Origin of the sequence: Senegalia massiliensis (assembly GCF_900626135.1) — a bacterium.
GTDB classification, from domain to species: domain Bacteria; phylum Bacillota; class Clostridia; order Tissierellales; family SIT17; genus Anaeromonas; species Anaeromonas massiliensis.
Genome location: NZ_LR130785.1, coordinates 1,134,083 through 1,160,656, shown reverse-complemented (window position 1 = coordinate 1,160,656; position 26,574 = coordinate 1,134,083). Strand labels below are relative to the sequence as shown.

25 protein-coding genes are annotated in these 26,574 nt (G+C 27.8%); all 25 read right to left on the bottom strand.

Annotated elements, in window-relative coordinates; all coding sequences use genetic code 11:
- Window positions 1-41 precede the first annotated feature (41 nt).
- Window positions 42-3,620 carry an NAD(P)-binding protein gene (locus E0D94_RS05700; protein ID WP_130806320.1) on the bottom strand — a complete coding sequence of 1,193 codons (3,579 nt, stop codon included), beginning with the start codon at window positions 3,618-3,620 and terminating at the stop codon, window positions 42-44.
- Between the two features lie 21 nt (window positions 3,621-3,641).
- Window positions 3,642-5,390 (bottom strand): NADH-ubiquinone oxidoreductase-F iron-sulfur binding region domain-containing protein, encoded by a 1,749-nt coding sequence (locus E0D94_RS05695; protein ID WP_130806319.1) that lies wholly within the window; start codon window positions 5,388-5,390, stop codon window positions 3,642-3,644.
- Window positions 5,391-5,392: 2 nt separating this feature from the next.
- The gene (nuoE, locus tag E0D94_RS05690) at window positions 5,393-5,926 is read right to left on the bottom strand and encodes an NADH-quinone oxidoreductase subunit NuoE (RefSeq protein ID WP_130806318.1); all 534 of its coding nucleotides are present in this window, start codon (window positions 5,924-5,926) and stop codon (window positions 5,393-5,395) included.
- 15 nt (window positions 5,927-5,941) lie between these two features.
- Window positions 5,942-6,823, bottom strand: coding sequence for an L-serine ammonia-lyase, iron-sulfur-dependent, subunit alpha (gene sdaAA / locus E0D94_RS05685; RefSeq protein ID WP_130806317.1), 882 nt, complete (start codon window positions 6,821-6,823; stop codon window positions 5,942-5,944).
- Between the two features lie 15 nt (window positions 6,824-6,838).
- Window positions 6,839-7,510 (bottom strand): L-serine ammonia-lyase, iron-sulfur-dependent subunit beta, encoded by a 672-nt coding sequence (gene sdaAB / locus E0D94_RS05680; RefSeq protein WP_130806316.1) that lies wholly within the window; start codon window positions 7,508-7,510, stop codon window positions 6,839-6,841.
- A gap of 216 nt (window positions 7,511-7,726) precedes the next feature.
- The gene (locus tag E0D94_RS05675) at window positions 7,727-8,212 is read right to left on the bottom strand and encodes a CD3072 family TudS-related putative desulfidase (RefSeq protein ID WP_130806315.1); all 486 of its coding nucleotides are present in this window, start codon (window positions 8,210-8,212) and stop codon (window positions 7,727-7,729) included.
- On the bottom strand, window positions 8,205-8,783 hold the full coding sequence (locus tag E0D94_RS05670; protein ID WP_130806314.1) for a CD3073 family putative ECF transporter S component: 579 nt from the start codon (window positions 8,781-8,783) through the stop codon (window positions 8,205-8,207). The genes E0D94_RS05675 and E0D94_RS05670 overlap by 8 nt, the downstream gene beginning before the upstream one ends.
- 117 nt (window positions 8,784-8,900) lie before the next feature.
- Window positions 8,901-9,752, bottom strand: coding sequence for an SDR family oxidoreductase (locus tag E0D94_RS05665; protein ID WP_130806313.1), 852 nt, complete (start codon window positions 9,750-9,752; stop codon window positions 8,901-8,903).
- Between the two features lie 205 nt (window positions 9,753-9,957).
- On the bottom strand, window positions 9,958-11,043 hold the full coding sequence (locus tag E0D94_RS05660; protein ID WP_130806312.1) for a GerAB/ArcD/ProY family transporter: 1,086 nt from the start codon (window positions 11,041-11,043) through the stop codon (window positions 9,958-9,960).
- A gap of 21 nt (window positions 11,044-11,064) precedes the next feature.
- A complete protein-coding gene (locus tag E0D94_RS05655) occupies window positions 11,065-11,283 on the bottom strand; it encodes a hypothetical protein (protein WP_130806311.1) in 219 nt (72 codons plus the stop codon).
- Complete coding sequence (locus E0D94_RS05650) at window positions 11,273-12,484, bottom strand: Ger(x)C family spore germination protein (RefSeq protein ID WP_165442876.1); 1,212 nt, start codon at window positions 12,482-12,484, stop codon at window positions 11,273-11,275. Before E0D94_RS05650 ends, E0D94_RS05655 begins: the two co-directional genes overlap by 11 nt.
- Window positions 12,485-12,500: 16 nt before the next feature.
- Entirely contained in the window at window positions 12,501-14,090 is a 1,590-nt protein-coding gene (locus E0D94_RS05645; RefSeq protein WP_130806309.1) for a spore germination protein, read from the bottom strand.
- Window positions 14,091-14,203: 113 nt separating this feature from the next.
- A complete protein-coding gene (locus E0D94_RS05640) occupies window positions 14,204-14,641 on the bottom strand; it encodes an MOSC domain-containing protein (protein ID WP_130806308.1) in 438 nt (145 codons plus the stop codon).
- Between the two features lie 2 nt (window positions 14,642-14,643).
- Entirely contained in the window at window positions 14,644-15,114 is a 471-nt protein-coding gene (gene moaC, locus E0D94_RS05635; protein WP_130806307.1) for a cyclic pyranopterin monophosphate synthase MoaC, read from the bottom strand.
- Window position 15,115: 1 nt separating this feature from the next.
- On the bottom strand, window positions 15,116-16,072 hold the full coding sequence (gene moaA, locus E0D94_RS05630) for a GTP 3',8-cyclase MoaA (RefSeq protein ID WP_130806306.1): 957 nt from the start codon (window positions 16,070-16,072) through the stop codon (window positions 15,116-15,118).
- A 26-nt stretch (window positions 16,073-16,098) separates the two neighbouring features.
- Window positions 16,099-17,298: a molybdopterin molybdotransferase MoeA gene (locus E0D94_RS05625; RefSeq protein ID WP_130806305.1), complete on the bottom strand. Its 1,200-nt coding sequence runs from the start codon at window positions 17,296-17,298 to the stop codon at window positions 16,099-16,101.
- On the bottom strand, window positions 17,285-17,929 hold the full coding sequence (locus tag E0D94_RS05620; protein WP_130806304.1) for an ATP-binding cassette domain-containing protein: 645 nt from the start codon (window positions 17,927-17,929) through the stop codon (window positions 17,285-17,287). The genes E0D94_RS05625 and E0D94_RS05620 overlap by 14 nt, the downstream gene beginning before the upstream one ends.
- A 1-nt stretch (window position 17,930) precedes the next feature.
- Complete coding sequence (locus E0D94_RS05615; protein ID WP_130806303.1) at window positions 17,931-18,620, bottom strand: ABC transporter permease; 690 nt, start codon at window positions 18,618-18,620, stop codon at window positions 17,931-17,933.
- 14 nt (window positions 18,621-18,634) lie between these two features.
- On the bottom strand, window positions 18,635-19,474 hold the full coding sequence (locus tag E0D94_RS05610; RefSeq protein ID WP_130806302.1) for an ABC transporter substrate-binding protein: 840 nt from the start codon (window positions 19,472-19,474) through the stop codon (window positions 18,635-18,637).
- 13 nt (window positions 19,475-19,487) lie between these two features.
- Window positions 19,488-19,976 (bottom strand): MogA/MoaB family molybdenum cofactor biosynthesis protein, encoded by a 489-nt coding sequence (locus E0D94_RS05605; protein WP_130806301.1) that lies wholly within the window; start codon window positions 19,974-19,976, stop codon window positions 19,488-19,490.
- A gap of 101 nt (window positions 19,977-20,077) precedes the next feature.
- Entirely contained in the window at window positions 20,078-21,826 is a 1,749-nt protein-coding gene (locus tag E0D94_RS05600) for a DUF4153 domain-containing protein (RefSeq protein WP_130806300.1), read from the bottom strand.
- 76 nt (window positions 21,827-21,902) lie between these two features.
- Window positions 21,903-22,799 carry a vanadium-dependent haloperoxidase gene (locus E0D94_RS05595; RefSeq protein WP_130806299.1) on the bottom strand — a complete coding sequence of 299 codons (897 nt, stop codon included), beginning with the start codon at window positions 22,797-22,799 and terminating at the stop codon, window positions 21,903-21,905.
- A gap of 88 nt (window positions 22,800-22,887) precedes the next feature.
- Entirely contained in the window at window positions 22,888-23,754 is an 867-nt protein-coding gene (locus E0D94_RS05590; protein ID WP_130806298.1) for a fumarylacetoacetate hydrolase family protein, read from the bottom strand.
- A gap of 34 nt (window positions 23,755-23,788) precedes the next feature.
- Window positions 23,789-25,597: an oligoendopeptidase F gene (gene pepF / locus E0D94_RS05585; RefSeq protein ID WP_130806297.1), complete on the bottom strand. Its 1,809-nt coding sequence runs from the start codon at window positions 25,595-25,597 to the stop codon at window positions 23,789-23,791.
- Between the two features lie 79 nt (window positions 25,598-25,676).
- Window positions 25,677-26,573, bottom strand: coding sequence for a metallophosphoesterase (locus E0D94_RS05580; RefSeq protein WP_130806296.1), 897 nt, complete (start codon window positions 26,571-26,573; stop codon window positions 25,677-25,679).
- Window position 26,574 lies beyond the last annotated feature (1 nt).

Below are 26,574 nucleotides of genomic sequence, written 5' to 3'. Positions count from 1 at the left end.
AAAGCACATTTAAATATTTATATTTAAATGTGCTTTTTTTATTATATTAACTTTTCTTTTTTAAGATATTTAGTAAAGCTCTTTGTTAAATTATTTGTATTTATGTCTTCAACAAAGAATATCCCATCTTCTACATTTTTCAATTCTGCTTTTTTACTCTTAGTATTAAAACCATCTACATAAAGTACTCTATTACTACCTATTGGCCAATATATATCTTTATCATTTGTTTTTGTAAGTCCAAAATAATTAGAATTTGATTTTTCAATATCAATCAATATCTCTCTAGCACTTAAATAATCAAAATTCTTACCTAATATATTTGAAAGCTTCATTATTACTTGCCAATTTTCATAATCGACTAAAGGTTTTATGGCTTTCTTTAAACTTTGAATTTTTCTTTCAGTATTAGTTATTGTACCACTTGTTTCAGCAAATCCAACTGCTGGTAATACTATATCAGCCCTTTTAGCTGTATCAGTAAGATGTGTATCTTGAACCATTAAAAATTCTAAACTTTCAAGGTTAACATTTAACATATCTTCTCCAAATACTAATAATCCTTTTATATTTTTGTTTTCAATATTATACTTTAGATAATCATATCCTTTAGTTATTCCCATATCTTTAAGACCTTGACTATTAGTATTTTGTTTTAATTGAATTATACCATTTCTAGGTCTTGCAATATGTCCAGTAATAGCTGCCATATTTGCAAGTAAAATTGCTGCATCTGATGTAATTGTTTTTTGTTCAAATACTATCATAGCATTTTTTGATTTCCCATAAAAACTAGCTATTTTTTTAGCCTCATCGCTTACCTCTATATGAGATAAATTCTCTTTTAAATTATCTAATCCTATATAATTATCTTTATCAGCTATTAAATTCTCATCAATAATTGATTTTAATATTTCTTTTAAAAACTTTATATCATTTTTAGTATGAACAGAAATACTAGATAACTTAGTAAGACCAGTTTCACTAGGACTTATAGATAATAGTTTTGCACCTTGTTCTACTACTTTTTTAATCTTAAATCCTGCTATAGGATGTTTTTCCATAACATTTGATTCAACTAATAATACAGTATCTACACCTGAAAGTTCATCAAATGTATTTGTAGATGCATCATATCCAAATACTTCTTCTATTCCTCCTCTATGACTATTAAATGATCCTATATTACTAGTATTCAATACTTCTTTACCTAATTTAGATGCTAAATACATATCTTCATTTGTATACCTATCTGAAATAGATATTGCTACTGTATCACTACCATACAATAATCCTAAACTTTGGGTTTTCTTTGCTGTAAAAAGCAATGCTTCTTCCCATGAGGCTTCTTCTAATTTTCCTTTTTTTCTAATTAAAGGTTTTGTGATTCTTTTTCCTATATTTTTTAAATCAAATCCAAATCTTCCTTTTGCACAAAGAAGACCATTGTCAATAGATGAGTCATTTTTAGGTAATGATTTTACTAATAAATCTCCTTTAGTGTTTAAATCTAAATTACATCCTATACTACAATGTGAACATACAGTAGAAGTTGATTTTGTTTTAAGTGGAACTGACTTTTCAATTGAAAGCCTTTCTTGAAGTGCTCCAGTAGGACACACACTTATACACATACCACAACTTACACAATCTGTTTCTTGTAAGGTCTTACCAAATGCTGGTTGTACTATTGTATCAAATCCTCTATCTATTAAACCTAAGGCATTTGATTTTACTACATCTTCACAAATTCTAACACATAAACCACATAATATACATTTATCTGAATTTCTAATTATAAAGGGATGATTATCATTATTTTGTCTGTTATGCATTTCACCTGATAATCTTTCAGGTTCTACCTTATATTCATTAGAATAATGAAGTAATTTACATTCAAATAAATCACCACATCCACATTCTAAGCAACGCATAGCTTCTCTTTTCACATCTTCCTCTGAATATCCTTTTACTATTTCTTCAAAATTTCTCTTTCTGATATCTGGCTCTAAAAATTCCATTCTTGGTCTATGCTCTACCTCTCTATCAGAGAATTCTTCTATATTTACTTCTTCTCTTGTAACATAAAAAGGTTTTTCGTAACTAACAGTTTTTCCTTCAAGATAACTATTTATAACTTGTACTGCCTTTTTAGCTTCACCAATAGCTGTTATTGCAATATCGGGTCCTTTATTTGTAGCATCTCCACCTGCAAATACACCTTCTATATTTGTAAGAAATGAATTTTTATCTGCAGAAATAGTACCTCCTTTAGTAAGTTCTAAATCTTCAAAGCCTTCTATATCTACAGATTGACCAATTGATGCTATTACAGAGTCTACTTCTATTATTTCTTCTTCTCCTTCAATTGGAATTGGTCGCCTTCTTCCTCTTGAATCTTTTTCTCCAAGTTCCATTTTTTGAAGACGTATTTTTGATGCTTTCCCATTATTCCCAATAATCTCTATAGGACTTACTAAAAATTTAAAATTAACCCCTTCTTCTAATGCTTCTTCTACTTCTACTGCTTCTGCTGGCATTTGTACTTTTGTTCTTCTATATAATGCATATACCTCTTTTGCACCTAATCTAATAGCTGTTCTACAAGCATCCATAGCAGTGTTACCTCCACCAACTACTGCTATTTTATCACCAGTTCTAATAGGTTTATTCAATGCAAATTTATTTAAAAATTCTATTCCCCCAACTACTCCTTCTAAATCTTCTCCTGGACAGTTTAATTTTGTACTATTCCAAGCACCTATTGCAATATATACTGCATCATATTTTTCCCTTAAATGTTCTAACTTTATGTCTCTGCCTACCTTTATATTTGTAAGCATTTCTACCCCCATATTATTTATAAGCTCTATTTCTTTGTTTAATACTTCTTTTGGGAGTCTATATTGAGGTATTCCATATCTAAGCATACCTCCAAGTTTTGGCATAGATTCATATATAGTTGCTTTATGTCCTTCTTTAGCCAAAAAATATGCAGCTGTAAGTCCACTAGGTCCTCCTCCAATTATTGCTACTGATTTTCCTGTAGATGACTTTATTTCTGGCATAAATTGTTCTTTATCATTTAAATCAATATCTCCTACAAAACTCTTCAAAAATGCAATTGAGACTGGATCATCTAGTGTTTCTCTTCTACATGCTGTCTCACATGGATGAGGACACACTCTACCTATACTTGCAGGAAGTGGTAACTTTTCTTTTATAAGTTCTACTGCCTCTTTATACTGTCCATTAGCAATAAGTCCTACATAGCCTTGACAATCTGTATCCCCAGGGCAAGCCAAAGTACAAGGTGCCTTACAATCACCAGTATGATCAGAAAGTAATAATTCAAGAGCTATTTTTCTTGACTCTCTTACTTTCTTCGTATTTGTAGAAATTATCATTCCATCTGATGCTACTGTTGCACAAGACCTTAACAACTTATTCATTCCTTCTAATTCCACCATACATAATCCACATGATCCATATGGTTCAACTCTTTCATCATGACAAAGTGTTGGTATTTCAATATTATTAGATTTAGCTATTTCTAAAATTGTTTGTCCACTATGACCCATTACTTCAATTCCATTTATATTCAGCCTAATTTTATTCATAATTTACGCCCCCTTCACAAACTAACCAATTTTTATAGCACTAAATTTACACACTTCCATACATTTTCCACATTTAATACATTTATCTAAATCTATTATATGAACTAATTTTTTCTCTCCAGATATAGCTTCTACAGGACAATTTCTTTTACAAAGTCCACATCCAATACATTTATCTTCTGAAATACTATATTCAACTAATTCCTTACATGCTTTTGAAGGACATTTTTTATCATGAATGTGAGCTTCATATTCATCACGGAAATATCTTATAGTGCTAAGTACTGGATTTGGTGCAGTTTGTCCTAGTCCACACAGTGAACCTTCTTTTATTTTTGTACCTAATTCTTCTAAAAGTTCTATATCTCCAATTTTCCCTTTCCCTTCACAAATTCTAGTTAATATTTCAAGCATTCTTTTAGTACCTAATCTGCACTGAATACACTTACCACATGATTCTTTTCTAGTAAAATCTAAGAAAAATCTTGCCATATCTACCATACAAGTTGTTTCATCCATTACTACCATTCCACCTGAACCCATTATAGCGCCAATTTTAGATATTGATTCATAGTCAACGGAAGTATCTAAAAGGTGTTTTGGTATACAGCCTCCTGATGGTCCTCCCATTTGTACAGCTTTAAATTCTCTATCTTCTTTTATTCCTCCACCTATTTCATATATTACATCTCTTAAAGTTATTCCCATAGGAACTTCTACAAGTCCACCTTTTTTTATTTTTCCAGTTAAAGCAAATACTTTTGTACCTTTACTATTTTCAGTCCCAAGGTTTGCAAAGGTTTTCCCTCCGTTTAATATTATATAAGCTACATTTGCCAATGTTTCAACATTGTTTATATTAGTTGGTTTATTCCAATATCCCTTTTGTGCTGGAAAAGGTGGTTTTAATCTAGGCATTCCACGTTCACCTTGAAGAGATTCTAAAAGTGCAGTTTCTTCACCACAAACAAAAGCTCCTGCACCAGCTTTTATTCTTAAACTGAATTTAAAATTTTCTCCAAATATATTTTCACCTAAATAACCCTTTTTTTCTGCCTCATTAATTGCATTACTAAGACGCTTTATAGCAAGTGGATACTCTGCTCTTACATATACTATACCTTCATCTGCACCCATGGCATATCCATTTATTATCATACCTTCAATTAATCTATGTGGATCTCCTTCTAATATGCTTCTATCCATAAATGCACCAGGATCTCCTTCATCTGCATTACATACTACATATTTTTTATTTCCGGGGGAATTTTTTGCTGCGTTCCATTTAAACCAAGTAGGAAATCCAGCTCCACCTCTCCCTTTTAAGCCTGATATTTTAATCTCATCAATTACCTCATCAGGACTCATATCCTTTAAAACCTTTTCAAGAGCTTTGTACCCGTCTGTATTTATATATTCATCTATGCTTTCAGGATTTATATTACCACAATTTTTAAGAGCAACACGATTTTGTTTTGATAGTATTTCTATATCTTTTTTATCAATAGTAAATTCATTCACAGAAATGTTATCTGTATATATATTATTAAGTAGTATACTAACTTTATTTTCATCCATATTAACAAATGTAATTTTTTTACCTTCATGTATAACATCTATAATAGGCTCTAAATAACACATTCCTATACAACCAGTAGATGATAATTCTATATCTAAATTATTATTTTTTATCTCGTATGATAATTTATCATATACCTTATTTGCACCAGCAGCTATACCACAACTACCTTGCCCTACTATTATCTTCATTTTTATGCCCCCTTTCTTTTGCTATTTTCCTTTATACTTCTAATAATTTGTTTTGCTTTTTCAGCAGTTAGATTTCCAAATGTATCATCATTTATCATCATAACTGGAGACAAGCTACAACATCCAAGACAAGCTACATTTATAAGTGTAAAAAGTCCATCATCAGTAGTTTCTCCATCTTTTATATTTAATTCATCAAATATTGATTCTTCTATTGTTTTAGAACCATTTACATGACAAGCTGTTCCCTGACAAAGCATTATCATATTCTCTCCTACAGGATTTAATCTAAACTGTGTATAAAATGTAGCAACCCCATGAATTTTGGCAGGCTTTACACCTGTTTTAAGTGATATATAATTCAATATATCAATAGGAAGATAATTATATTTTTCTTGAACTTCTTGAAGTATGCTAATAAGAGTGCCTTTTCTACCATCATACTTCTTTAAAATTAAATCAATATTATTCTTGTCTTCTTTTGAAATGTCTGTAAAAACAAATTTTTCTTTTTGACAACAACCCACTTTATACATCCCCTTTATATAATTTTAATTATTACCTAGAATATCTCTTGCAATTTTTTTACCAGTAGGAGTAGCAGCGAGACCTCCTAAAGCCGTTTCTCTTAAAGCAACTGGAAGAGACCTTCCAACATTATACATGGCATCTACTACTTCATCAAAAGGTATTATACTTTTAATTCCAGCAAGAGCCATATCAGCAGATATAAGTGCATTTGTAGCTCCAATTGCATTTCTTTTAACACATGGACTTTCTACAAGGCCTGCTATAGGATCACAAACTAACCCTAATATATTTTTTATAGTCATAGATGCTGCTTCTAAGGATTCACTAGGTTCTCCACCTTCAATTTCAACAAGAGCTGCTGCTGCCATTGCTGCTGCTGACCCTGTTTCAGCTTGACATCCTCCATCTGCTCCTGCTACTGTAGCATTTTTTGTGATAATATATCCTATAGCAGAAGCTGTAAAAAGAGCTTTTATTAACCTATCATCTTCTATACTGTATTCATCTTTCATCATATACAATACTCCTGGTACTATTCCAGATGACCCAGCAGTAGGAGCTGCTACAATTTGCCCCATAGTAGCATTTACTTCTAAAACAGCCATAGCTGCTGCTACTGCTTTCATTGTTCTTTTACCAGAAAGAGTATTTGAATTCATATATCTTTCTTTAAGCTTTTTAGCATCTCCACCAACAAGTCCACCCATTGATTTCAAACTACTATTCAGACCTTTTTCTACTGCATTAATCATAGTAATTAAATTTTCTCTCATTATTTCAAATATTTCATCATAATTCTTTTCTGAATTTTCAACTTCTCTTGCTATCATTACTTCCCAAATTTTTTTATCTTCTTTTCTACATATATTTAAAAGTTCTTTTCCATCTTTAAAATTATACATTTGCTTACCTCTTTTCTATAAAGCATCTATAACATAAACTTCTTCAACATTTCCCGAGGAATTTTTTATAGATTTTATAAGTTTATCTGAAAGTTTATTATCACATTCTAAAACCATAAGTGCATCTTTTCCTTTACTTTGTCTGTATACGCTCATAAATGCTATATTTATATTTTCATCAGCTAATACTTTTGTTATTTTTGTAATTACACCAGGGCCATCTATATGTTTCACTATAAGTGTTGGATATTCTCCTACAAATTCTAATTTCATTCCATTTATTTCAGTAATTTTTATATTACCTCCACCTATGGAAGATCCCATAAGTTCTACTATTTTGCCATTAGATTGATATATTAAAAATTTTACTGTATTAGGATGAGCATCTCCTAAATCAGTAGGTATAAAATTATAATTAATTCCTTTTTTGTTTGCAATTTCTAAGGAGTTTTTTAGATTTTCATCATATTCTATAAATCCCAACAATCCAGCCATTAATGCTCTATCTGTTCCATGGCCTCTATAAGTATTTGCAAAAGATCCATGAAGTAAAAAATCCACCTTTATTATATCTGATTTTATAAGCTTTGAAGCAATTCTTGCAAGTCTTGCAGCACCTGCCGTATGAGAGCTAGATGGTCCTATCATCTTAGGACCTATTACATCAAATGCACTATAATTTTTCATTTACATCATCCTTATTAGTTAATTATCTATATTAGTATAACATATTAAACTTTATACTATAAAGTTATTATTTTATTAATTATATTTATTGATTTGATTATATTATAATAGTTACTAAAAGTAACAAAAAACATCCTATTAAAGATACTATCTATTCTATCTCATATTATATACATGTAAAAAAGTATACCAAAAAAATCAGTATACTCTTTTACATTACATTTTTATAAAATTTTTAAAGTCTTGAAATATATTTGTATCTTTGCCTTCTTCATAATCTTCTGTTATATCAAATGTTTTAATATCAATTTGATTATTTTCCATAGATTTATATAATTCCTCCATGAAAATACCCTTACCTTTTATAGAGTCACAAGTTGGACTACCTTCTATGCCTAATATTCCAATTATTTGATAGCCATTATTTAAATATTCATCCATTTGTTTAACAATATCATTCACTAAATTTTCACATAAATTTCTATAATCATATGTATCATATTCTTTCTTAGTCATAGGTGGTCTATTCTCACCTAAAAAAATAAATTCTGGACAAGGAAACTGGATAATTGATATATCATTATCTATTATAATTTTTACTATATCATTAAAAGCTCCTTTTGACCTTTCCCAATCTCGAATAACTGAATTTTGATTTAATATACAATGAGCCGTATATATTATTTGTTTTTTTCTATGCATTTTGATTACTCTTTTGATATGCTCTTAAATTCAAAGGTAAATACTGAATTATAAATAAAACTAATATACAACTAGCTATTTTGTCAATAATATTACCTGTAATTCTAGGAATAAATGCAGCTGTAAAAATCTTCTGTCCACTTGCAAGTAGCCATGCAAATATAATATCTGTGCCTCCACCTGTTACTCCCCCATAAACTAAAACTGCAATTGGAGTTCCTATTAAAGGGGCTATAATTGATAATATAATACCTGTCACAATTGCAATTTTAAAATTAAATCTATATTTTTTAGCTATAAGTCCCACAATTAATCCTATAGCTATATTTACAATTGCAAAGGGGATATTTTTAGGATTTGTTATCATTCCTTGTATTATATTTGTAAGTCCTCCTGTCATTGCACCAGCAAATGGACCAAGTACAACTGCTACAAAAATTGTACCTATAGTATCTAAAAATAATAAAGGTATTTGTATGAATTGTATTACTGTACCAAAAACAATATTTATTACGATTCCTAATGATGCAATAACCATAGAATTTGTTGAATTAAACACATTACTTTTCATTAAACTCCCTCCTAAATTTTTGATAGTTAAACTAATATCATTATAAATTTAGGATAAATAATAGTAAAATAGAAAATATCTATAATTAGTAGACTTATTATACAATTTATAAATAAATTATATCCATTGGTCACTATAATCTTTTATAAAATCATCTATAGTTCTAGGTTTTCTTTTTAATATGTTTTCTGCTGTATCTGTTACTTTCCTTGCCATTCCAAATTTAGTAGTTAAATAAAGTACAGTCATTACATTAGCAAATTCCTTTTTAACTCCTCTATTTATCATCTCTTTTCTAAATTGTAACAGGCTAGGATTTGAATATTTTATATCCTTTCCTAAAATCTCACTCATTTTATTTGCAACTTCATAATAACTTATGGCTTCACATCCTGTTATTGTATAGGCTCTTTTTCTATGTCCTTTTTCTGTAAGAGTTATACCTATTATTTCACCAATGTCCCTAGTGTCAATAAAGCTTACCTTTGCATTACCCCCAGGAATAAAAATATCATTTCTTTCCTTTATATCTTCTTTATGAGTAGTTGATAGATTCTGCATAAAAAAACTTGGTCTTATAAAGGTATATGGTATATTTGATTCTAATATAATTTTTTCTATTTTATGGTGAGGCGGGAAAGGATTTTTTTCTATTCCAAGTAAAGATAGAAATACTATTCTCCTAACAAATTTTTGCTTGCATTTATTTATAAATGGTTTAAATATCTCGTTTACATCTGTAAGTTGCGGAGGTCGAACTAAAAACACTTTATCCATTCCTTCTAATGCACTATCAAATGTATCTTTGTTTTCAAAGTCTAAATGAACTAAATTAATTCCGGGGAATTTCCCTTTATATTTTTTAACATTTCTTACACCAGCTGTAAAATCAATGTTATTCTTTATAAAATAATCCATTACTGCACTACCTACATTTCCAGATATGCCTGTAAGTAAAATTTTTGCCATTATATCATCTCCATTTGCTAATAATATTAATAGTTCATACCCATTTTATGTTGTTTTATTATTTATTATTTCCTATTATATAAACTTTTGTCAAGTATCACTTTATGTATTATATAAGGAATTTAATATTATCAAAAAGCAAATAAAAACTTTAAAATTAAATTAAGATAATTTGATATTAGATACAATAAGTAAATAGTAAAGATTATTTACCTTTAATTTTCCCTGTAAATAATAATATCAATGGTAATATTAATCCAAAGGTAAGAGTAAGTCTTGGCCAATTTACACTATCCCATTCAACGAAATATATTGTATCAGGATAAACTATTGTAGATAATATTACCATTATCATAGCTATTGGTAATATTAATATTTTATAATTATTTAATTTTAAAAACTGAGATATACTAACTGTAAGGCTATAAAAATAAATAAACAATTTATAGAATACAGATAAAAACCAAACCATTGCAAATAATATTTCTAACCGTTGTATATATTCTCCTATCTTTGCTTTTTTGGATAATATATGTGTAGGATAAAGATGTCTTGATGTTATTTCTGATCCTAATACAAGAGTACACATATCAATAGCTATTATTAGAACTATTGATGCTATTATTGTAGCTATTAAAAAATCCTTTTTAATTCCTTTAACATTATTTACATTTGATGGACAAAATGTTAATAATGCTATAAAAGTAAAAGAAGTAGCTCCCATAAATGGTAAAATTCCTTTAAACACAGGAGAAAATCCTTTTTCTAATATTGGATACATATTATTAATATCTATTTGTGGAATTAACAATAGAATTGGTATAAAAAAACCTATAAGAGTTATTGGTATAATTATTTCTGAAGATCTAGCTACCACTTCTATACCTAACTTTGCTGCTATTACAACTACTATCATAAAAAGAGTCTTTAACACATAAAGAGGTGTTTCGTGCATTATATGTGTACTTAAAAAATTTCCCATAATCCATATTTGAGCAGAACATGCTAATATAAAAAAATATATAAGTAATAATTTAATCAAACCACCTATATATTTACCAAATAAAAATTCAATATATTCCATTAAATTTTTATCTCCCATTTTATCTATTAGATTATAGTAAATAAAAGCAACAATTAAACTTAATATACTTCCTAACAATGCAGATAACCATGCATCTTGCTTTGCAATACCAGAAAGCATTGATGGATATAACACAACAGAACTTGCAACATATTGGAAAAATATAAAATTCCTTAATTGATTGTTATTTATAATACTTTTAGACATATATATCTCCTCTCTTAAAATTTAATATCCTATATTATTTTTTGGAGAATAAATCATATAAACTAAATGTAATGGATTTGGTATATTCATATCAAGAACCTTCATGACCCCTAATATAGTTGCAAATAATAATATAGAAAATGACCATATTTCTTTTCTAGAATTACTTTTTTTGAGAGACTTAAATTCATATATAATAATTATAATTGAAATCATTATAATACCTATACTATTTTTCATTCTTATTCACTCCATCATCTACTTTATCTATAAAAATACCTTTTGTAGTTCCCGTTCCTGTAATTTTTGATTTTACATTTATATTTATATCTAAATTTGAAAATTCATCCTCCCAATTATCTCTTAATTCTTTAAATTCTTTTGGATGTTTTCTATGTAATTCTAATCCAAATCCAAATACATCACTTTTAAGCTTTTTAGCTTTTTTAATAGATAAATTCATATAACTTTTAACTTGTTTTTCTAAAGTATTTTCTAATTCTTTTATATTGTCTGTCTTTTTTATGTCTATATCACACTCTACATCAGCAATTTTAACTTCTAAATTAATTTCTATGTTAATATTAGGTATTCCGTTCTTAATTTCAGATTTTATTTTAGACTTTGATTTTAATAATTCTACTGATAAATCATCTTTTTCATTACAAGGAATAGTTATAATAGTATTCTTTAAATTATCTATTATGGCATTATATCCTCGACTTTCATTTTGATTTAACCACCCTACTAATTTATCTCCATTAAATACTCCTATATCTTGTGCTCTAATAATATTTGCAGGTTGAACTTCACTTACATTTTCCATACCACTATTGTTTTGATTCTGTCCTATTACTGAAATTCCTGTAAGAACAGGATCTTTACCTATATTTATTAAATCTGATATAAGTTGATCTAATTGAATAGTTCTAACATTTCCCCAAGATTTTTCAGCCATTTCTAAACTATCATATAATTTCTCAGCAGGTATCTTTTCAATAGCAGTGAGTACATTTAAAGCATCTGTTGCCATTAAATCTTTTGTAATAACAATATAAAAATCTGTTCTTAATTCATGATCTCTAGAGAAAAAATCTAATACATCTATAATTCCTTCTTTTGCTAACTCTTCTCCAATCATTAAAATCATTAAATGACCTAAATAAACCTTTCTTGGAACATCTCTAGTTAGTTTTCTTAAAGCTTCAAATACTGTTTTACCTTTTACTCTATATGTTGAAACTTCAGATCTCTCTGTTAATTCTTTTCCTGCTATTTCACTTGGATTTATAATTTGAACTGTGACTAAATATTCATCTTCTATTTTATCTACACCTACAGCTGAGGCAATAGTAATTTCTGAGAGTTCTCTTTTATCCCAACATCCTATTAATAAATTAGTTAGAATTATTATAATTAAAAACAATGCTTTTTTCTTCATATTTAAACCCTTTCTATTATGGTTTCTTTGGTTTTGCATCTGTAGGATTTTGCTGACGTACAGAATTTTTACTTGAAATAAGTTTAGGTCTTTTAAACATTCTCCATATTGGCGTTCTAATTAATGTATCTTTTTGTCCACTTAAATTAAATGGTGCTAGAGGATACATATATGGTATTCCAAAAGATCTTAAGCTACAAAGATGAAGTAACATAGTAAGTAAACCAAGTGCAATTCCAAAGAGTCCAAAGCTTGCTGCAAGTAACATAAATATAAATCTTAATATTCTAACTGTCATTGCTAAATTATAAGAAGGTGATATAAAACTAGCTAATGCGGTTATTGATACAACTATTACTTTTGCAGGTGAAACAAGTCCAGCTTGAACTGCTGCTTCACCTAACACTAATGCTCCCACTATAGATATTGCTGTTCCAATTGCTTTAGGCATTCTTACTCCTGCTTCTCTTAATATCTCAAATGTTAACTCCATTATTAAGGCTTCTATTAAAGCTGGAAATGGTATACCTTCTCTCTGGGCAACAATACTTATTAAAAGAGCAGGTGGTATCATTTCTTGATGGAAAGTAGTTATAGCTATAAATAATGAAGGAGTAAGTAATGATAAAAAAAATGCTACATATCTAAGCATTCTAATTAAACTAGATATATCAGCTCGTTGATAATAGTCCTCAGGAGATTGAAAAAATTGTACAAATAATGCAGGAACTAAGAGAACAAATGGTGTTCCATCTACTAATATTGCTATTCTCCCCTCCAATAGTCCTGCTGAAACACTATCAGGCCTTTCAGTATTATATATTGTCGGAAACAATGTATATGGTTCATCTTGAATAAGTTCTTCAATATATCCACTTTCTAAAATACTATCTATTCTTATTTTACTTATTCTATATCTAACCTCATCTATTATTTTTTCATCTGCTATACCTTTTATATATGCAATTGCTACATCTGTATTAGTTTCTTTTCCTATTACTTTTTGTTCGATTCTAAGATTTGTATTTTTAATTCTTCTTCTTATAAGAGAAATATTTGTTTTAAGGGTCTCACAAAATCCATCTCTAGGTCCCCTTATGACATTTTGACTACTAGGTTCTTGAACACCTCTATCTTCAAACCCTTTAGTAGCTATAACAAAACAAGTACTAAACCCATCTACTAAAATTACAGAATCTCCAGATAAAATATGTAAAAATAAATCTTTGAATTTACTAATTTTCTTTATTTCACTATCTAATATAATATTTTCTTCTATATATTCTAATAAATTCTTATTCTTAACTTCCTCTTTAACATCTTTACATTCACTATTATGCATAAGAGGCTTAAGTACAAATTTATTTATAATGTTTTTATCTCCTAACCCATCTATATATACAACTGACATTTCTATCCCCGTATTTACTGAAGAACAAAATTGTCTAATGACTAAATCACTACTTTCTCCAAGTTCTTCTTTTATAATATTTATATTTTCATTTAAATTTTCTTCTACTGTCTCATCTATATATATATTATTTATTTCTACTGAGTTTTTCGTTTTCTTATTTTTTTTTCTAAATAAATCACTTAATTTCTTCATTTGATTAACTCCTAATATTAGACATATTCATTATAAGTTTAAACAAATTTCACAAAAAAAATACAATTAATCATATGATTAATTGTATTTAATAAAATATATTTTATTTTAAGCTATATTTCTTCTATAATATCTCCTGGCTTTATTACACCATCTCTTATTACTTTTGTAAATATACCTTCCGTTGGCATGATACATTTACCAACTTTTGTCGCTATTTCACATCCAGTATGACATTCTTTTCCTATCTGTGTTACTTCTTGAATTGTACTACCTATTCTAAGTTTTGTACCTATTGGTAATTCATGAAGTATTATACCTTTAGTAGTAATATTTTCTGCAAATTTACCACTATCTAAATCTTCTACTCCCATTTTTTTCATTTTATCTATACTTTCATCTGCTAATAAACTTACCTGTCTATGCCAATCACCTGCATGAGCATCTCCAATTAAACCATGGTTTATCTTAAAAATTCCTTTTTCTATAGGCGTTTTTATTGTGCCTTTTTGCGTGCTTATATTTATAGCTAAAACCCTACCCTTTATCATTTTTATTCTCCCCTTATATAATCGCCACTTTTACCACCAGTCTTTTCTATAAGTCTTACGTTTGTTATAACCATATCTTTATCTATAGCTTTACACATATCATATATTGTCATTGCAGCAATATTTACAGCCATTAAAGCTTCCATTTCAACTCCAGTTTTACCTATTGTCTTAACAGTAGTTTCTATTTCTATTTGTTCTTCATTTATTGTAAAACTAATATCTGCTCCTGTTAAGAATATATTATGACACATTGGAATTATATCACTTGTTTTTTTTGCCCCCATTATACCTGCTATTTGAGAAACTGACAATACATCTCCTTTTTTTATCATCCCATTATTTATACTATTAATTGTTTCTTTTTTCATCTTTATTGTTCCTCTAGCTATGGCTACTCTTTTAGTATCATTTTTTTCTCCTACTTCTACCATATGAGCTCTACCTTTTTCATTAAAATGAGTAAATTTCATATTAACCCCCTATCTGATTCATATTTTTTTCTATATATTTCCCATCTTCTAAACGATGTGATTCTGGTTTTTCCAATATAGAATTTAATATAATATTATTTATACTTTCTCCATTTCTAATAGCATGCTTTAAATCTATCTCCCTACTTGAATGAAGACAAAGCTTAAGATTACCTTGAGAAGTAAGTCTTATTCTGTTACAATATTCGCAAAATTTACAGCTAATGGGATTAATTATCCCGACTCTCCCCTTTCCTTCTGGTAATTTATAATATAATGCTGGAGATGATAAATCATGATTTTTTATTTTTTCTAATGTTTTTATTCTATTTAAAACTTCATCACTTGAAATGAAGTTTTCATTTGCCCACTTTGAAGCTTCACCTATAGGCATAAGTTCTATAAAACGCACATCTATATTTTCGTTACTTGTTAAATATACAAAATTTTCTATTTCATCATCATTAAATCCACCGATTAGTACAGTATTTATTTTTATAGGTGTAAGTCCAATTTCTTTAGCTTTTTTTATTCCTTTGAAAACTTTATCTAGGTTTCCACCTCTCGTTATGATTTTATATTTTTCTTTATTTAAGGTATCTAAAGATATATTAACTCTATTTAATCCTGAATTTTTCAAATCTTGTGCATACCTCTCTAAAAGAAGTCCATTTGTTGTCATAGATATATCCTTTAACCCCTCTACTTTAGATAGATTAGATATCAGTTTTATTACACCTTTTCTTATAAGTGGTTCACCACCTGTTATTCTGATTTTTTCTATTCCTAACTTAACAAATTCTTTTGCTATTAATTCTATTTCTTCTAAAGAGAGTAAATCATTATGATTACATTTATATATTCCATGGGCTGGCATACAGTATTTACATCTCAAATTACATCTATCTGTAATTGATATTCTTAAATAATTTATATCTCTACCAAAACTATCTTTCATTTTGTCAACCCCCACTAATTTAACAGTTATAAAAAAAACACATCTCTCTTTTCCCCTTTTTTCAACCCTTCTTCTTCACCTTTAATTATAACATATCCATGAGATTTAGATAAAGTATATATCATTCCAGATGTGCCTTTTATAGGAGTTGCATAGAAAGCTTCTTTATCTTCTTCTAAACTTACCAATTGATAAGTTTCTCTACTTGTACGATTTTCAAAATTTTCTTTTATTATTGCCTTTATTTTTCTTATACCATAATCTACATTTAATTTCTCATTCAAAAAGTTTTCTATAAAAGCTTTAAATACTATAAGAGAAGAAGTAGGATGTCCCGGGAGGCCTATTACAATTTTTTCTCCTACTTTTGATATTATAGTAGGTTTTCCTGGTTTTATTGAAACTCCATGAACAAATACTTCACTATTATCAAATGACTCAATGACTTTTAAAGTATAATCTTTTTTCCCTACAGAACTACCTCCTGATATCAATACTATATCAGAAATTTCTAAAGCTCTTTTAGTTGCTTTTCTTATTAATTCAAAATCATCTTTTACAATTTCACTGCTTGACACTTTTCCTCCGATTCTTTTTATTTCAGTAGAAAGTGAATATTTATTTACATCTCTTATTTTCCCATTTCCTACATTAGAATCTATATCTACTATTTCATCCCCTGTAGATATAATCGAAAATTCAAGCTTTTTGTACACTTCTATTTTACTCATACCTATTGATGCAAATGTTCCAATATCAGATGGAGTTAACTTTCTTCCTTTAGAAAATAAAAGTTCTCCTTTTTTCATTTCATCACCTTTGAAATTAATATTTTCACCAAGAAATATCTTTTTATTTAGTAACAATATATTGTCTTTCTTATGAACATCTTCAATCATTATAATACCATCTGATCCCTTTGGAACCATTCCACCTGTAGGAATATATATTGCTTGGTTACTTTTTATTTCTAAATCAGTTTTTTCTCCCATATTTACTTGTCCGATTATTTTTCTTTGTTTTATATTGGAACATCTTATAGCATATCCGTCTTTAGTAGAACGATTAAATTCTGGTATATCTATATTTGATTTGATATCTTCTGCTAATATCCTATCTAATCCATCTATTATATTGATTTTTTCTGTTTCGATTAAAAAATCTTCTAGTCCCTTCTTAAATTTTGATTTTGCTTGATCTATACTATCGAGTTTAGAGAATACCATTTTCTATTACATCTCCTTTGCTTAAATAGACGAGTTTATTACAAATTCTTTTTGCTTGACTCATATTGTGGGTTATTATTATTACTGTAGAGTTACTACTTTTATTAAAATTTATTATTTCTCTTTCCATTACTTTTATAGAATCAGGATCTATATTTGATGTAGGTTCATCTAACAATAATAACTTAGGATTAAATACTAGAGCTCTTGCAAGGGATACTTTTTGTGATTCTCCTCCTGATAATTTATGTGCTTTTTTATATCTTAAGTCATCTATATCAAATTTCTTAATCATATCTTCCACTTTGTTTTTTAGATGTTCTTTCTCATATCCTCTTATTTTTAAAGGATAAGCTATATTATCATAAACACTTCTTTTAAAAAGATATGGTTTTTGATTTACTAATGTAATCTTTTTGTATAAATAATCATCTAATTTTTTTCCTGAATATTCAACTTGTCCAGAAAACTTATTATCAAGACCTGCTATTATATTTATAAGTGTTGATTTCCCTGCACCATTTGGGCCTATTATTCCTGTTATCTTTTTCTTCTCTATAGTTAATTTATCTATATTTAATATTTTTCTTTCTTTATAATATTTTCTTATATCTTTTAAAAATATATCCATTTTATTCTTCCTCACTATAACTATATATAATGCTATTTATTCCAAAAGAAATAACAAGTAATACAAGTCCTAAGGCTATAGCCATAGAATAATGTCCCATTGAATTAAACATAGTTATTGATGTAGTTATTACTCTTGTAAAGCCTTTTATATTTCCTCCTACAATCATAACTGCTCCAACTTCTGAGATTGCTCTTGAAAAACTAGTAACAACATTCATAAAAATATCTATTTTAAGCTCTCTAATTATTAAAACGACAATTCTAAATTTATTTGCCCCAAGGGTTATTCCAATTTTTTCGATTTCCTTTCCTCTATTTTTAGATAAATTATAAGTAAGACCTAAAATCAATGGTATCACTAAAAAAGTTTGAGCTATTACCATGGCTATAGGTGTATATAATAAATCTAGAAATCCAAGTGGACCTCTTCTAGATAGCATAAGTGCAACTATTAAACCTACTATAACTGACGGAATACTCATAAAGGTATAAGTAAGTCGTGAAAATAACCGCTTACCTCTAAATTCTTTAATTCCTAAATAAATTCCTATGGGAATTGATATTATAGATGCTATTACAGTTGCTAAAGTAGAGACAAAAAGTGATAAAAAAATTATTCTATATATTTCTGCATCAAAACTCAGTAATAGCTCCATAGCTTGAATAAAACCTTCACTTATATAATCCATATCATCACCAACTTTTATTTTGCATTTGGTGTAAATAAAACTTCACCATATTCTTCTCTTCCATATTCCCCTATTATTGCTTGTATATCTTTTGATGAAAACCAATTTTGAAAATTTTTAGCTCCTTCGCTATTTATGTATTCATTTTTTTCTGAATTTACTGTAGTTACTGAATATTGATTAAACAATATATCATTTCCTTCTACCAATATATCCAACTCTATTTCATTTTTCATTGAAAGATATGTTCCTCTATCTGTTAAGGTATAAGCCTGCTTTTCATCTGTCATCTTTAAAGTATCAGCCATCCCTGAGCCATTTTCTATGTAAAAATTCCCCTTTGGTTTTATCCCTATTTCATTCCATATTTTTAATTCTTTTTTGTGGGTACCAGAATCATCTCCCCTAGATATAAATTTATATTCATTTTGATTGTAAATAGTTTCCAGTGCTTTATATATATCATCGTTATATTTTCTCTTTATATTTAATGAATCACTATTTGGACCTACTAGAATAAAATCATTATACATTACTTCTACTCGTTTCATTCCATGTCCTTCTTTTAAAAAATCCATCTCTGAATCTTTTGCATGAGTTAATAATACATCTGCTTCACCATTTTTGCCCATTTCTAATGATTTTCCTGTTCCTACTGCAATGACTTTAACTTTTATATTATATTTCTCTTCAAAATAAGGCAAAATATGGTCTAATAATCCACTATCACGTGTACTTGTAGTTGTAGCCAGTATAAGTTCATTTTGTTCTACTTTATTTTCTATATCAGTACAACCTAAAATGGAAATAATTGTTAATAATACTGCTAATAAGAGTTTACTAATCTTTTTCAAATTATTTTTCTCCTTATCTAGCACATTCATTTGTTTTGTTTTTAAGTATTTCTAATCCATGATCTAATGCATCTATAATATAGTCAAGAGATTCTCTAACTGCTTTTGGGCTACCTGGTAAGTTCACTATTAATGTTTCATTTCTTATTCCAGAGATAGCACGAGATAACATTGCCCTTTTAGTTATACTGAGACTATAATATCTTATAGCTTCAGAGATGCCAGGTGTTAATTTTGTTACAACATTCCTTGTAGCTTCAGGAGTTACATCACTCTTACTAAAACCAGTTCCACCAGTAGTTAAAATTAAATCTAATTTTAAGTCATCACTCATCTTTATCATTTCACTAGTTAATTCCTCTTCATCATCAGGAAGTACTATGTACTTTGATACAGTATATCCTTTACTTTCTACTATTTCTTTTATAACTTTTCCACTTAAATCTTCTCGTTCACCTTTTGAACCCTTATCACTTGATGTTATTATTCCAACTGTAAACATAAATTCATCTCCCCACATACTTATAGTTATATTGTATTATTTTTATCGTTATATTTCAATAAAAATAACGAGCAAAATTGCCCGTTATTTTTTTGTTACATTTATTTTATTTTTATAAATACAAAAAATTCTACTCTTTCTATTTCTATATTTTCATTTGAATTTGTATTATTTCCATTTATATTTTTGAATAATATTTGCACTTTGATATCATTATTCTGATCTGTAAATTTCATATCATTCATATCTAATATATCTTTGTTTGAACTATCTTTATGAATTTTTCTTGCTATATCATTTATATTTTTTGTATAGATTTCATTATCATTGTTTTTTATAACAATCTCATCATTACTGCTACTATATTTTACAGAATAGTCTCCACCAAATATCTTTGCACTTTGTGGTTCATAAGTAGTATAGAAAGTAAAATAATCATAATCCTCTATTGATATAATCCTTTCATCTTCTAATATATGGTTAAAGTAATTTCTATTTTGATAAGGATACATATGGTCTTCTTTTAAATCAAAGCCAAATACATCTTCCATCTCACGTAAATCAAAACCATCTGAAAGAAATCTTATATCATCAAGTGAATGATAGTTTAGAAAATACCGTATTATACTGCTAACTTCTCTTTGCACATCTTCACTTACATTTTCATTTGGATTTATATCTAATGAATCTGTTAACATATTATTACTTTTAAGTAATTTTTCAAATCTATTATTTTGACTCCATTTCGAAACTGAATAAGCACTTATTGGACCTGTAACAGATATTATAATTATAAGTGCAAGGGATATTGTAACCCAAATATTCCTTATATCTTTCTTTAAAGAATAATATATCATAACTCCTGTAACCCAAATACCTACTGCTATTACAAAATATCTATCTTCTGTTATACCATAAGCATTTATCCTTAAAGCTACAGCCCAAAACATCATGCCAATTAAAGGAATAATTGCTTTTGGAAATATTTTTATAAAATTATTTATCCATTTACTTTGACCTTTAAGTGGATATATGAAAAATAATACTATAGTCATTATAATTGAATACCACAATACTAAATTACCAATTATATTTTGTGGTAATTGAGATGTAATAATTATTTTCCCAAAATATACATATAAAATAATTGTGTATATAGATATCAAAGGAAGTACTATGTATTCAAGTAAAACCTTTAATACTTTTGGAAAACTTCTAATAGTAATTTTATCACCTTTTTTTGGAATATCTGCTAAGAAAAATGCAGGTGCAAAAATTCCAGCTACTACAAATGCAATATCAGCAAAAATCTTACCAGGTATGTCTGCATTAAATAATAAATTAATTGTAGTAAGTATCGCTGCAAGCCCTAAATAAAGCACTACTGAATAGACATATGTAACTATAAATCTAGAAAATAACCTTATAACATATAATTCATAATTATGTTTTCTCTTAATATAAGGTATAAAACTAAAGATTATGAAAAAAGCTATCATGTATGCTGTATATCTAGTTCCAGAAACATAATCGATTTCGTTTAATAATAAAAAATAATATCCTATTAAAATTATAGGAGTAAATATATGTCCTAAGATTTCAATAGATTTTTTCACATTATCTTTGGTTTCAAAAAATACATATATTGATAAACTAAGTGGTATTCCAAGGGCAAGTATCATTGCTATTCTTGAATATAAATCCCCATCATCTCTAAATAAAAATTCATTATGATTTATATAAATTAGTAAACAAACTGTAAGCACTGAATATAATAAAGATATTGGAAACCTCTTTAAGCTTTCTGATATTCTATTAGGTAATTTTTTAAACCCTTCAATGATATTCATAAAATTCACCTCTTTTTATTTGTATTATATTTCAAGTATATCACAAAAAAGAGACAATAAAAATTGTCTCTAAAGTCTATAATTCTTCATTATCTAATTCAACCTCTAAACTATATCTATAATAATCATCTAAAAGAGGTAAATTACAATCACGAGCTCTTGATGGAAACTCGATAACTTGTTCATATGGTGGAGGAACAAGATCAGCATCTAAATCTTCAGTTATATTTATATCAATTAAAGATTGATTTCCATCATATTGTTTTTGTAATACAGATACTATAATTTCACCTATTTGTCTACCTAATTTTAACCCTTCTGTTAAATCTGCTGGAAAATGTACTCCACCATATAATCTAGAATTTGAATTTTCTTCTGCTAACTCCTTTAACTTGTCAGATTCAGTGGAGAAGAAATAGCTTAATACAATTTCTACTGCTCCAGCTACTACTGAGTGTCCAGAAGGATAAGTTGGAAACTTAGGTGTACATATTTCTGTATATAATTCTTGATCAAGCTGGTTTGGTCTTGGAATATCCCACAAATATTTAAAATACCAAGTAATAACAAAGGCATCATTTATTGCCCCATGAACAGCTGCAAGTACTCTAGATGCTCTTATAGGCCCTAAACCATAAGTGTCTATTAGCCTGTCTATTATAGGAGTCCATTGTTTTGTAGCAGGACCATCTCCCCAATATTCAGCTTTTCTTTTTTCAAGTGGTGTAAGATTATCAAGTGTTTCTTTTACAACTAATAATTCTTTATCAAAATTAAAATTATCAGGAGATAAAATTTCAAATGCAATTTCTTTACCATCTAATGCTATAAATTTGCCTTTTTGATTTCTATCAAAATAATAAAGAGGCCATGTTCCTGCAAAAGGACTTATACCTTGAGGAACTCTCTTCTCACCTGCATAAGATAATTCAGACCATTTTCTTTTTAAATCCTTATTCTTACATTGCCCCATACATAATAACCTCCAAAATATGACTTAGTATAATATATGCTAAAGGTTATTATTTTGAGATACTATCTTTCCAACTATCTTAGATGTTTTATTTTATTCTAGTCTCCAGGACTCCAATTTGCTCTATACTACACTCAACTATATCTCCTGATTTTAAAAATTTTGGAGGATTAAATCCCATGCCTACTCCAGAAGGTGTCCCTGTAGAAATAATATCTCCAGGCTCTAAAGTCATGTGAGAAGATAACTCTACTATTATATCTTCTATAGTTTTTATCATATATTTAGTGTTTGAATTTTGTCTTATTTCTCCATTTACTTTAGATTGTATATCTAACTCTATAGGAAACTTAAATTCATCTATCGTTACAATAAATGGTCCAAGTATTGAATAATCATCTAAACTCTTACCTAAAAACCATTGTTTATGCTCTTTTTGAATTTTTCTAGAAGTTAAATCATTAAAAATAGAAAATCCAAATATATATTCTTTAATATTTTCTCTTTTAATATTTTTAGCTTTTTTTCCAATAATAACTGCAAGCTCTGCTTCATAATCAATTTTAGAATCCAAATCAAATCTTCCATTTATATCTTCTTTTGTAGACCTTATTGTATTTGCTCTTTTACTAAAATAGTTTAATTTAAAATTTTTCAAATCTATTTCTTCATTATCTTTATTTATTTCTTTAATATGATCCATATAATTTCTCCCAACACAAATTATATCGTGAACCGGTCTTATTATAGGTGAAAGTAATTTGATGTCATCTATATTAATATTAGGTTTACTTTCTTTTATAATTTTCAAATCATCTTCTGTACTATTTTTTATGAAATCTATCATATCTGAAAAATTTTTTGATAAACTAATTTCATTTATATTTAAAATACCCTCATTAGTAAAAATACCAATTTCTTCTTTATTATTATATAGAAATGTAATAATCTTCAAATATTATCCTCCTAATAACATATAAATTTGTACTTTAATTTCCTTCTATTTGATTTGTAAGTTCAATTATTTCATCAATAACCTTTCCAATATAATCTATTGTTTCATTTAAAGGTTTATCAGTGGTAATATCTACTCCTGCCATTTTTGCAAGTTCTACTGGTGTTTTTGTTCCACCTGCTTTTAATACATTTAACCAATCTTCTACTGCTTTTTCTCCTTCATTTAATATTCTTTTACTAACTTCTGTAGCTACAGTAAGTCCAGCACTATAAGTATATGGATAAAGTCCCATATAATAATGAGGCTGTCTCATCCAAGTTAACTCTGCTCCTTTATTTATCTTTACATCTTCTCCCCAAAACTTTTCTAATGTATTTCTTTTTATTTCACTTAATTTTTCTGCATATACACTTTCTCCTCTATCAATAATTTTGTAAACTTCTCTTTGATAATGTGCCTCTAATAAATGAGTCACAAAATTATGGAAATAAGTGTTTGTAATCATTGAAGATAAAACCCATCTTTTAAATCTAGGATCATCTTCTTTATTTATCAAATAATTACTTAAAAGCATTTCATTTATAGTTGAAGGTGCCTCTATAAAATAAAGTGAAGGTGATTCATCGAATACATTATTATTTTCTTGAGAAAGTAAGAAGTGACCGCCATGACCCAATTCATGAACCAAAGTAAATACTTCACTCATAAGACCATTCCAAGATAATAATATATATGGATGAACTCCAAAAGGAGTTGCACAAAAACCTCCTGTAGATTTCCCTTTATTTTGAGCAAAATCTACCCATCTTTCATCATATGATTTCATAACCATATTTAAATAGTCTTCTCCCATAACTGATAATGCACCTTTTATATACTCTTTAGACTCTTCTATTGTAACTTCAGGGTCATAATCAGGATCAATAGAAACTTTTAAATCTGCAAAGGTAATTTCATCTAAATTATATATTCTCTTTATTAATTTAGCATACTTTCTCATATGAGGAGTTAATTTTTCCATAATTATATCTATCTGTCTATCATAAAGCTCTCTATCTACTTTTTGGTCAAAAAGTAAATATTCAAATACAGAATTAAAACCTCTCATGGAACTCATTATTTTTTCTTTTTGTATTTGAGTCTGATATGCAGTGGCTATTGTATTTTTATATTCACCTATCTTATTTGAAAATAGATCAAATGCTTTTCTTCTTAAATCTGTATCTTTATTTCCTTGATAAGAGTTTTCATAAAGTACAAAACTAAGTGGGTATTCAACTCCATTGACTTCAAAACTTGGAAAATCCATATCAGCAAGTTTTGCTTGACTATATATATTTTCTGGAGAATCTAAAATTGGTGAAAGACTTGCAAATGATTTTTCAACTTCTGGATCAAGTGTATAAGGTTTACTTCTTTTTATATCTTTTAAATAATTTTTATATTTATCTGTTTTATTTATAGACTCATCTAATATATTTTCTTTTACTTCTTTTAGTTCACTTTCTATAAATGTAAGTCTACTTAAAATTTCTGAAATCAAACTATTGTTCTTATTAAATAAAGTTTGCATACCTGAATCCGTTTGATCAACTGAAACTGCAAGATAAGCATAATTACTTGTTAATATTACATTTTCATATACTTTCTCATATTTTTCAAGACAAATTAATATAGTTGATGAATTATCTAATTTACCTTTATATTCTTTTTCAATTAATTTAGATTCTTTTACCACATTTTCAAGTGTTTTTTCATATTCCCCCTCTGAACTGAAAATATCTGATAAATCCCAAGTAAGTGACTTATCTACTTCACTTCTGTTCTTTAATTTACTCATTTTATCCCTCTTTCCATCTTTTATATCTATTTTATCAATATAAATATTATATCATAAATATTTGCAATCGTAAGAATATTCATTCGAGTTTGAAATATTCTTTTAAATTTTCTGGACCAGAAATCACTTCTCTTCCAACAAATAGTGTGCCATCTGTTTTTGATTTTACCTCCCACTTAACTAAACTAATAAATCCATTTGAAATCTCTATTGCAGTGATACCAGTTGGATGTACACAACTACCATCATTGAAATATGGTATATCGTTTACTTCTGGGAATATAGGTTTGTGGGTATGACCTGCAATAAGCATTTGTTTATTATCTTTAACCCATTTAATTATTCTTTTATCTATTAATTGCCGTTTAGAATAATTTTTAGCAGGACTAGTAGGATCATTTATACCAAACAACTCTAAATGTTTCCATAATTTACCCACGAGAAACCTTCTTGCTTTCCACCATTTATAATCTAGAAAACTAACTTGATGTCCATGTACTAAAAATATTTTTTCTTTTGTAACCTTATGCTTCAATATTAGCCCTTCATGAACTTTTATATTGTCAAAGAGAGTAATATAATCTTGATTAGTTTGACCTAAAAATTGACATAAATTTTCTTTTACGTATTTTTGTTCTTTTTTTATCATATCATGATTTCCAAATATAAAATAAAGTCTTCTCCTCTTATAAAATTCGGATAATATAGAAAAGGTATCTAGATTAGCATCAATAATATCATCAATATTATTATTTTCCCAAAGTTCATCACCATCTCCAAGTTCAATATAGATATATCCTTTATTTAAATATTTAGATAATGCCGCAAAATAAATATTCTTATTTTTAGAAAAGTTATCAGCATAACTACCATCACCTCTATGACAATCACTCATTATAACTATTTTCGAATGATTATCAAATAATATTTCTTTAGAGGATTCATAAACTTTAGATAAATTTTTTTGACCATACATT

Coding starts and splice junctions, on each gene's coding strand:
- E0D94_RS05700 (WP_130806320.1), bottom strand. CDS start 3,620: ATGAATAAAATTAGGCTGAATATAAATGGAATTGAAGTAATGGGTCAT.
- E0D94_RS05695 (WP_130806319.1), bottom strand. CDS start 5,390: ATGAAGATAATAGTAGGGCAAGGTAGTTGTGGTATAGCTGCTGGTGCA.
- nuoE (WP_130806318.1), bottom strand. CDS start 5,926: ATGTATAAAGTGGGTTGTTGTCAAAAAGAAAAATTTGTTTTTACAGAC.
- sdaAA (WP_130806317.1), bottom strand. CDS start 6,823: ATGTATAATTTTAAAGATGGAAAAGAACTTTTAAATATATGTAGAAAA.
- sdaAB (WP_130806316.1), bottom strand. CDS start 7,510: ATGAAAAATTATAGTGCATTTGATGTAATAGGTCCTAAGATGATAGGA.
- E0D94_RS05675 (WP_130806315.1), bottom strand. CDS start 8,212: ATGCATAGAAAAAAACAAATAATATATACGGCTCATTGTATATTAAAT.
- E0D94_RS05670 (WP_130806314.1), bottom strand. CDS start 8,783: ATGAAAAGTAATGTGTTTAATTCAACAAATTCTATGGTTATTGCATCA.
- E0D94_RS05665 (WP_130806313.1), bottom strand. CDS start 9,752: ATGGCAAAAATTTTACTTACAGGCATATCTGGAAATGTAGGTAGTGCA.
- E0D94_RS05660 (WP_130806312.1), bottom strand. CDS start 11,043: ATGTCTAAAAGTATTATAAATAACAATCAATTAAGGAATTTTATATTT.
- E0D94_RS05655 (WP_130806311.1), bottom strand. CDS start 11,283: ATGAAAAATAGTATAGGTATTATAATGATTTCAATTATAATTATTATA.
- E0D94_RS05650 (WP_165442876.1), bottom strand. CDS start 12,484: ATGAAGAAAAAAGCATTGTTTTTAATTATAATAATTCTAACTAATTTA.
- E0D94_RS05645 (WP_130806309.1), bottom strand. CDS start 14,090: ATGAAGAAATTAAGTGATTTATTTAGAAAAAAAAATAAGAAAACGAAA.
- E0D94_RS05640 (WP_130806308.1), bottom strand. CDS start 14,641: ATGATAAAGGGTAGGGTTTTAGCTATAAATATAAGCACGCAAAAAGGC.
- moaC (WP_130806307.1), bottom strand. CDS start 15,114: ATGAAATTTACTCATTTTAATGAAAAAGGTAGAGCTCATATGGTAGAA.
- moaA (WP_130806306.1), bottom strand. CDS start 16,072: ATGAAAGATAGTTTTGGTAGAGATATAAATTATTTAAGAATATCAATT.
- E0D94_RS05625 (WP_130806305.1), bottom strand. CDS start 17,298: ATGGTATTCTCTAAACTCGATAGTATAGATCAAGCAAAATCAAAATTT.
- E0D94_RS05620 (WP_130806304.1), bottom strand. CDS start 17,929: ATGGATATATTTTTAAAAGATATAAGAAAATATTATAAAGAAAGAAAA.
- E0D94_RS05615 (WP_130806303.1), bottom strand. CDS start 18,620: ATGGATTATATAAGTGAAGGTTTTATTCAAGCTATGGAGCTATTACTG.
- E0D94_RS05605 (WP_130806301.1), bottom strand. CDS start 19,976: ATGTTTACAGTTGGAATAATAACATCAAGTGATAAGGGTTCAAAAGGT.
- E0D94_RS05600 (WP_130806300.1), bottom strand. CDS start 21,826: ATGAATATCATTGAAGGGTTTAAAAAATTACCTAATAGAATATCAGAA.
- E0D94_RS05595 (WP_130806299.1), bottom strand. CDS start 22,799: ATGGGGCAATGTAAGAATAAGGATTTAAAAAGAAAATGGTCTGAATTA.
- pepF (WP_130806297.1), bottom strand. CDS start 25,597: ATGAGTAAATTAAAGAACAGAAGTGAAGTAGATAAGTCACTTACTTGG.
- E0D94_RS05580 (WP_130806296.1), bottom strand. CDS start 26,573: ATGTATGGTCAAAAAAATTTATCTAAAGTTTATGAATCCTCTAAAGAA.